Origin of the sequence: Streptomyces sp. NPDC102278 (assembly GCF_044766345.1) — a bacterium.
Lineage (GTDB): Bacteria > Actinomycetota > Actinomycetes > Streptomycetales > Streptomycetaceae > Streptomyces.
Genome location: NZ_JBIWLV010000004.1, coordinates 441,893 through 444,404, shown reverse-complemented (window position 1 = coordinate 444,404; position 2,512 = coordinate 441,893). Strand labels below are relative to the sequence as shown.

The 2,512-nt window shown below is 75.1% G+C and carries 3 protein-coding genes; all 3 read left to right on the top strand.

Annotation, left to right across the window (positions count from 1 at the left end):
• Positions 1-388: 388 nt before the first annotated feature.
• Complete coding sequence (locus ACIRO3_RS14230; protein ID WP_404136123.1) at positions 389-544, top strand: hypothetical protein; 156 nt, start codon at positions 389-391, stop codon at positions 542-544.
• A gap of 42 nt (positions 545-586) precedes the next feature.
• Positions 587-1,357, top strand: coding sequence for a hypothetical protein (locus ACIRO3_RS14225; protein ID WP_361787325.1), 771 nt, complete (start codon positions 587-589; stop codon positions 1,355-1,357).
• Between the two features lie 217 nt (positions 1,358-1,574).
• Positions 1,575-2,258, top strand: a complete 684-nt coding sequence (locus ACIRO3_RS14220) for a hypothetical protein (RefSeq protein ID WP_361787328.1) — start codon at positions 1,575-1,577, stop codon at positions 2,256-2,258.
• Positions 2,259-2,512 lie beyond the last annotated feature (254 nt).

Here is a 2,512-nt window from a genome sequence, read left to right as displayed (position 1 = left end):
CGGCCAAACCGCCGGCCCACCCTCACCCGGCGGGGCCCCCGCCCCGGGGCTGGGGGCCCGGGCCCCCGCCCCGGGGGGCCACCCCGGCGCCCCCCCCCGGGGGGGCCCCCCCGCCCCCCCGCCGCCGCCCCCACCGTGCCCGCCGAAGCCGACGCCCACCCCCACCCCCACGCCGACCCCGCCCCCACCGAAGCCCACCCCGCCACCGAAGCCCAAGCCCACCCCGCCACCTCCCGCGCCGCCCAAGCCAACCCCGAAGCCGGCTCCCAAACCGGTACCCAAGCCGGTGCCCAAGCCGCCCGCACCCGCGCCGCCGGTTCCCGTGGTCCACCGGCCGCCGGCCCCACCGCCGCCGAAACCCGCACCGGAGCCGGCGCCCACCCCCGCGGTGACCCCGCCGCCCGCGCCGCCCAAGGTCGTGGCCCGGCCGAGCTACCACGCCGTGTCCCGCAAGCCGGTGGAGCACCACATCTCTCCGGTCACCTTCACCCTCATGACCGCGGCTCCCGCGGTGCTCGCGATCGTCGCGCTGCGCCCCCGCTGACCCGCTCTCGACCCTTTCCCTACCCCTTGTCTTGGAGTCATCTTGTCGGAATGGCTCGTTCTGTCCCTCGCGATGGCAGCGGCCTGCGCCGTGGTGCTGTCCATCGCCTTCTTCAACCACCGGCGGATCGGCGACGACGACGATCCGAACGAGACCCCGGACGTCATCGAGTACATGACGATGATGATCGGGGTGATCTACGCGATCGTCCTGGGCCTGGCGATCGCGGGCGTCTGGGAGGGCCGCGGAGCCGCCCAGGAATACGTGCGCCAGGAATCGCAGGCCCTACACGAGATCAGCGTCCGATCCGAGGTCTATCCGGCGGACGTCCGCAAGAAGATCCGCTCCGACGTCGACGCGTACGTGACGCACGTGGTCGACACGGAGTGGAAGCAGATGGCGGAGAAGGGGGAACTCACCGATCAGAGCGCGCAGTTGTTGGAACGCATCCGTCGGGACGTGACCGATTACGAGCCGCGGACCGACCACGAGGGGCAGGCCTACCAGCCTCTGGTCGACCAGGTCGCCCTCGTGGACGACGCCCGCAACGCCCGCGGCCAGAGCGCCGGCGCCACCATGCCCGGCGTGGTGTGGTTCGGGCTGATCGCGGGCGCCCTGGTGACGGTCGGGTTGATCTTCACCCTGCAGATCCGGCGCTCGTTCCGCGAGATGCTGCTCGCGGGACTCTTCAGCGCCCTGATCGCCTTCCTGCTCTTCCTGATCTGGGACTTCGACGCACCGTTCGGGCGGGGCATCGCGGCGACCGCGGAACCGTTCCTCGCCCAGTTCCCGCATCTGGGCCTGGAGAACTGACGGGACTGGAGAACTGACGGGACACCCGCCCCGGCGGCCCTCGGCAAACCGGGGACGGGCCTCCCGTCCCCGGTTCGGCCTACCGCCATGCCCCATTCGCCACATCCTGATCGCGGGTCACCGGCCCCGCACCTAGCGTGGCGAGCATCGAGGCGCACGACCCCCCCACGTGCGGAAACCATTCCGCGGCTGCTCCTCGGGGATCCGGAGAAACTCCATGGGTGCGATACGCAGCTCCGCCACAGCCCTGCTGAGCGCCGGTGCCACGGGCGCCGCTCTCGCGCTCGGTGCCTTGGGCGCGCCCGCCGCGACCGCGGCCGAGGCCGCGCCCATCACCTCGTTCGGCTTCGCCCTCTCCCCGTCGACCGTCGCGCCCGGCGGTCAGACGGTGCTCTCCGTCAGCGGCTGCGGTTCGGCGTTCGCCACCGCCTCCTCCGGGGTCTTCGACACCGTGAGCATCGCGCGCGGCCAGACCGTGCGGGTCACCGTGGACCGGGACGCGCGGGTCGGCGCCCTGTACTCCGTCTCCTTCACCTGCAACGGGGAGACCGGCTCCGCCGACCTGACGATCGCCGGTGGCACGGCCCGGCCGACCACCAGTTCCACCGTGGACGTCCGCCGCACGCCGCTGCCGATCCCGCCCCCGCCGCCCGCCGTCACTCCCACCCGGGCGCCGACGCCGCCGCCGGCCGTCGCACCCGTCCGGACGGCCGGCGTCGCGCCCACCCGGTCCGTGTCCCGCCCCGCCTCCAGCGCCGGGCTCGGTGTCCGTGGCGGCGTCGGGGGCAGCGTGGCCGGCATGGACCCCGTGGAGTTGGGCGTGGGCGCGGCACTCGTGCTCGCCGGCGTGGCCGGTACGACGTACGCCCTGCGCCGCCGTCGCTCGGCCCGCGGCCACTGATCCGCGACCACTGCCCCCGAACGCGCGGCCGTACCCGCCCGACCCGTACGCACCACCCGTACTGCCCGCAGCACCCGTACCGCGCGCACTGCCCGCACTGCCCGCACTGCCCGCACGGCCCGACCGTACGCACCACCCGTTCCGCGCACCCGACAACCGCCGGTGGGGGGGGGGGGGGGGGGGGGGGGGGGGGGGCGCGGGGGGGGGGGGGGGGGGGGGGGGGGGGGGGGGGGGGGGGGGGGGGGGGGGGGCGT